Annotated in this window: 8 protein-coding genes and 1 pseudogene; all 9 read right to left on the reverse strand. The window is 29.3% G+C overall.

All coding sequences use genetic code 11. The annotated features are described in order from the left end of the window. Nucleotides 1-182, reverse strand: a pseudogene (locus EDC44_RS12760) (bacteriophage T4 gp5 trimerisation domain-containing protein); the annotation flags it as partial. A gap of 91 nt (nt 183-273) precedes the next feature. Next, complete coding sequence (locus tag EDC44_RS12765; RefSeq protein ID WP_207896769.1) at nt 274-1,068, reverse strand: hypothetical protein; 795 nt, start codon at nt 1,066-1,068, stop codon at nt 274-276. A gap of 141 nt (nt 1,069-1,209) precedes the next feature. Further along, the gene (locus tag EDC44_RS12770) at nt 1,210-1,626 is read right to left on the reverse strand and encodes a hypothetical protein (RefSeq protein WP_131979751.1); all 417 of its coding nucleotides are present in this window, start codon (nt 1,624-1,626) and stop codon (nt 1,210-1,212) included. Nucleotides 1,627-1,633: 7 nt separating this feature from the next. Beyond that, nucleotides 1,634-2,299 carry a M15 family metallopeptidase gene (locus EDC44_RS12775; protein WP_207896770.1) on the reverse strand — a complete coding sequence of 222 codons (666 nt, stop codon included), beginning with the start codon at nt 2,297-2,299 and terminating at the stop codon, nt 1,634-1,636. After that, nucleotides 2,289-2,468 carry a bacteriophage T4 gp5 trimerisation domain-containing protein gene (locus EDC44_RS13445; protein ID WP_424276119.1) on the reverse strand — a complete coding sequence of 60 codons (180 nt, stop codon included), beginning with the start codon at nt 2,466-2,468 and terminating at the stop codon, nt 2,289-2,291. Before EDC44_RS13445 ends, EDC44_RS12775 begins: the two co-directional genes overlap by 11 nt. 494 nt (nt 2,469-2,962) lie before the next feature. Continuing rightward, the gene (locus EDC44_RS12780; protein ID WP_131979757.1) at nt 2,963-3,199 is read right to left on the reverse strand and encodes a hypothetical protein; all 237 of its coding nucleotides are present in this window, start codon (nt 3,197-3,199) and stop codon (nt 2,963-2,965) included. A gap of 86 nt (nt 3,200-3,285) precedes the next feature. Beyond that, the gene (locus EDC44_RS12785; RefSeq protein WP_131979760.1) at nt 3,286-3,561 is read right to left on the reverse strand and encodes a hypothetical protein; all 276 of its coding nucleotides are present in this window, start codon (nt 3,559-3,561) and stop codon (nt 3,286-3,288) included. 262 nt (nt 3,562-3,823) lie between these two features. After that, nucleotides 3,824-4,690, reverse strand: a complete 867-nt coding sequence (locus tag EDC44_RS12795; RefSeq protein WP_131979767.1) for a hypothetical protein — start codon at nt 4,688-4,690, stop codon at nt 3,824-3,826. After that, nucleotides 4,683-5,189, reverse strand: a 507-nt coding sequence (locus EDC44_RS12800; protein WP_243647952.1) for a hypothetical protein, incomplete at its 5' end; no start/stop codon positions are given. The genes EDC44_RS12795 and EDC44_RS12800, both read right to left, overlap by 8 nt.

Below are 5,189 nucleotides of genomic sequence, written 5' to 3' on the forward strand. Positions count from 1 at the left end.
TTACCAATATGAATCGTTTCATCATGCCCCACCTGCTCCGTGCGGTCGTTGCCGATTTGGGTGGTTTCGTCGTGGTTGACGATGTTGTTTTGGTCGCGTTCTGCGTGGATAAAGATTTCTTCCTGGTCTTTTTCATCTTCAAAGCGCAGTTCGTTAAAGCCGTTGCCTTTATGGGACTTGTTATATAAAATTTCTAAAAAATTAACCGCACTTTGAGTGTATTTGAATTTATTTCAAAAGTGCGGTCATTTTTCATGGAATTTTGATTAACGATTATTTTTCCTTCAAATCAACATCTTCTGCCTTTATCCACATATTAACGTCTTTTTTGCCTTTGTAGTTGATGAAGTACCATTTTTGCCCTTGCTTATCAGCCTGTTCATTTAATATAGCAACCTGATCATCCTTTACAAGATACATTTTTGATTTATATTTTACATCTGACTTGGAATATAAAATACTTTTAGAGTTAACAAATCCAATTTGTTTACACGCCATACTACTCGTTCTTAAATCCGTAAATTCGCACACTTCGTAACGATTATTTATTCCACCATTATAATCAATATTATAATTAACGATTACAGCACTTTTATTGTCATAAGTTTCAAAATTCAACTTACCATCTAAAAAATCAATCATTAATATTAACTTCTCTTTTTTCTTTTTAAAAGAGTAATCTTTAAATCCAAACTCGCTCTCTAACCTATCTATATAGTCATCATCAATATTCAATATTTTTTCTCCGTTAGAGAAATTGATAACATAGCCATAATATCGGTCGTACGCAGTAGAGTAATTTATCCATTCTACTCGTTGTAATTTCTCAGTAAGAGAATTAAAAAAATAATTAACCTCTGTCTTTGTTGTTGATGAGGCAGTATATGAGTTTGATATTACTACCATATCTTCATAAGCAAATAAATTACTACCTACAATATTCGGATGTAGAGGAGAATCTATTTTATTACCTGAGAGATAAATATTGTTATCTATAATAGATATTTGAGCATAAGAATTAAAAGACAGAATAGTAAAAATGAAATAAGTCGTCAATCTTAAAGCCATCTTAAACACTCCTCTAGTTTATAAGCATATGATTCTATATCTTTGTAGTGATACACTAATCCCAATGGACGAATATAATACACCTTTTAGTTCGTATCAAACTGATTTACTTTTACCTTTATCGATAAATCTTCCACCCTTTTAACCACAGAATTCTTTCAAGATATTAATAGGAATTTGTTCCTTTAATTCGTTAAAGGTATCATATGTATCTTTCTGATTAACATCCAAAATTTCTTTAGATTTTAATATGTACTCATTATATTTATCGCCAATATAGCCTTCTGAAAAAACAAATTCATTATACTCGCCAGAAAAAAGTACTTTATTATCAAAAACAAAAAAATATTCTCCTTTACCAATTTCACCATAATACACAGCTTTAATTTTACATTTTTCACCTTTATTAGCTATAAGACTACCCTCTCCTCCCTGTGAACTTACACCTTGCTCTGTTAGATCATATTGGTAAACAATTCTTTCTTTACATTCTCCTACAGAGAACACGATTAACATCAGCACAATTATTATGGATAATGAACCTAATTTATTTATCATATAAAACCTACTTTATATTATATATAACATTCAATGGATTACCGCCAACTTTCTTAACCTCTTCTCTCAATTCTGAAAGTGTTTTTCCTACAGAAACCTCAAAATGTGGATAATCTTTAAAACTTTTCCAATTACCTCCCCATGATAATCCATTTTTTATACCAATAGGTGAAATCATTTTAAGTATTTTTATATTTTGATCATCCGATTTTGCATCCATATGTAATTTCCCATCATCCCATACAGGAAAAACATCAATTGCTAAACCAAAATTATGGTTACTTTGCCCACCCTTGGCTTTAGTTACTATATTCCCTGGTAATGTTCTTCCTTGTGCATATAATTTATTCTGTTCTTCATATGTTCTATATCCCTGTACAATTACTAATTGAATTTTATATATCTTATATACTTCGTTTAAAAATTGTCTAATAATAGAACGCACCTGTGGGTGTAATGCATTAATTTTCTCCTCGTTTCTTGATGAGTGCTTATTTTTAATAATCGGTTCAGAAATTTCAGCCTTAGCAACTGGAGTAGCTGATTTATTTAATGATGATTTCTGTTTTATATTCAGAGTTCTTTCACTTGATTTGATTTCATTATTTATTATGGGCAATTTTAATATTTGTCCAGGATATATTTTCCCATCACTAGATAAATTATTTAACACTATAAGTTCTCGAGTGGTTACCCCAAAATTCAATGATGTAGTCGCTTCCTACTTTCACTAAACTGTCGGCATATACTTCTATGGATTGGCTGTTGCCGATTTGGGTGCTTTCGTCGTGGTTGACAATGTTGTTTTGGTCACGTTCGGCGTGGATGAAGACTTTTCGTATTCAAAATAAAAGTGCGGTACAAAATAGCAAGTTCTATCATAAAAACTTTCTAAAATTTGACCGCACTTTGATAAAATTTAGCTCATTTATTTATATCAATTGATTCTGCTTTTATCCACATATTAATATCTTTTTCTTTGTAATTAATGAAATACCATTTCTGCTTATTAGAATCAATTTCATCTTTAATAGTTACTAAATTTCCTTTAACTAGGTACATTTTAGTTTTTTATTTGGATAACTATATAAATATCTTTTATTTAAAAGTTAATAATAACAATTATTATTTTCTTTTTCTAAGTCAAGATTAAAAAAACTCTATTTCTAATCTTATTTAAATCAAATTAAATCAAATTAAATTAAATTAAATTAAATTAAATTAAATTAAATTAAATTAAATTAAATTAAATTAAATTAAATTAAATTAAATTAAATTAAATTAAATTAAATTAAGTATATTTTGTTTCAGTAAATTTTAATTTCCAATCTTTATTTTATTTTGATAGATAATAATTTATTTTTTGTTCTCCTGCACCATTAAAATACGTATTAATCACAATATAATCATCCATTGATGAAACTCCCTTAATTTTATACACTCCATCATATGTATAATTATCTCCATAATAGGAATATTTATATCCATCTTTTATCTTTTCATAAAAATACAAATCATTTCCATCTGAATCTATAGCTACTACTATCCCACTAGAAACATTTTTATAGTTCACAAAATATTTTCTATAAGAATAATCATTTAAAATATTATTAAAATCACTTTCTTTTGCATTAGAAAAGTTAAATATAAAAAACAAATTTAAAAAAATAAAAAAACTACTCTACTTGTTAATACAATTTTCATAATCTCTTTTAGTTTTTGACGATATTCAATTCTTTCATTAAAGCCATTAGCCCTACCATTCACTAGCCAGCTAATAGTATTTCCCCGATCATTGTCAGCAAGTAAATTTAAATCTATAACAGAAAAATTTTCATGCAACCCGTTTTTGAAAATACAAACCCCGTCGCTCTGTTGTTTGAATACATTCACTCTCGGAAACAGTATGCCGTGCGTCACATGGCTGTTATCCACATAAATTCCGGTCTTGCTTTTCGCCGTTGTGTTATGCAGATACGGTTGAATATTGTAGTATTTTAAGAAAATGAACTACTTATTTTTAAAAAAGAAGATTAGAATAATAAAAGCAAAAGAGTATATTAATATATAATTGATCGTTTTCATCCAGAAAAAATCTTTCATTATAATATCACCTATAGATAATACATAATTATCCATATACGAGTCAAAAATTGAAAATAAAATAATTATAACAATAGAAATTAAATAAATTATACTACTCTTCCAATATTTCTTCAGGAACATAAGTCTCACCTTTCTTCTCTTTCAAATGAATTTCTATCTTTAATTTGTTTGGAAATGATATTTTTAATATATTATCACATATTTTTTTCCAATCAGAATTAGAAATGTGGTCATCATAATCATCATGAATGCATGCTAATTTTGCTTTTTCAATGGTTGAATAAATATTCAATTCAGGAATAAAGCAAAAACAACCATATGATCCACCTAACCATTCATACCCAAGCAAACTATAAGTTCCTCCAATATGAATTAGAACTTCTGTTGCTATATTGGAGATCTTCCTAGGTTCATCAATCAATTTTCCATCTATTGTTTTATCTGTTCTTAGGGGCTTAGCCGGTAATTCACTGCTACCAAATCGAGTTAATTTAAATGCGTTTAATCCATCAGAATCAAAAAATTTTCTAGAAACACGTTGAATTTGGGCTCTAGGAAAATTAGGTATCCAATATGCAGTATATTGATTTCTTTCGTAAGTATCAGGTATAAACTCCCGATTAAGAAGTATATCATTATGTATAATTTTTTTATTCGCTTGTTTTTGTGTTCCTAAATAATACCAAGAATCTCTTGTTACATTAAAGTATCCCTTGTTTTCATCTGAAATTATTGTTCCATCATTCCTTATTTTACGTAAAAGAATATTTACTTTATATGTCTTTACTATAACAGCCGGATCAGAAAAAGTATAATCAATACCTTTTAATGACTGGATTGTATATCCTGTTTCTTCGCCTGTAATTTCTAATACAACAATTTTTCTACTAATCTTTTGCTCAATTAAATAATTTTGACTTGTAGTTGTTTTTGCTTCGGTTATTACTTTATTATTCATTTTGCCATTTCCACTCTTCTGTATTATCAAAATATAAGTGACATTTTATAGTTTCTTCACTCTTAGTATAGAATATTGGGGTCATACCATTTTCATCAGTTATTCCTTTTCGTTCACCCTCTGGTAAAAGAACACTGAATTGAGTATTAGCATAAGGAAGACCATCATCATCCAGCATTTTAAACTGAATTCTATATTGTGGTAATTCCACCTCTTCGTTTATGTCAGCATCAAAAGGGTTCACGCTATCAGGCGAGCCATGCTCAAACACCAACTCACCCTCAATCCGCACATTCCCTTCAAAAGTCACGCCTTCCCCGTTAAATATCACCCGTCCGCCTGCACTTTCCAATATCACTTCGTCATAGCCTTCGCAGTGGAAGGTTTCGCACAGTTGTTCAAAAAACTCACCGCTTGTCCAGTCGCCGTTATTCGCTACTTCAATGATGTAATCGTTACCCACTTTCACTAAACTGTCGGCATATACTTCTATGGATTG

This window comes from Cricetibacter osteomyelitidis (genome assembly GCF_004340985.1).
In the GTDB taxonomy this organism is placed as follows: Bacteria; Pseudomonadota; Gammaproteobacteria; order Enterobacterales; family Pasteurellaceae; genus Cricetibacter; species Cricetibacter osteomyelitidis.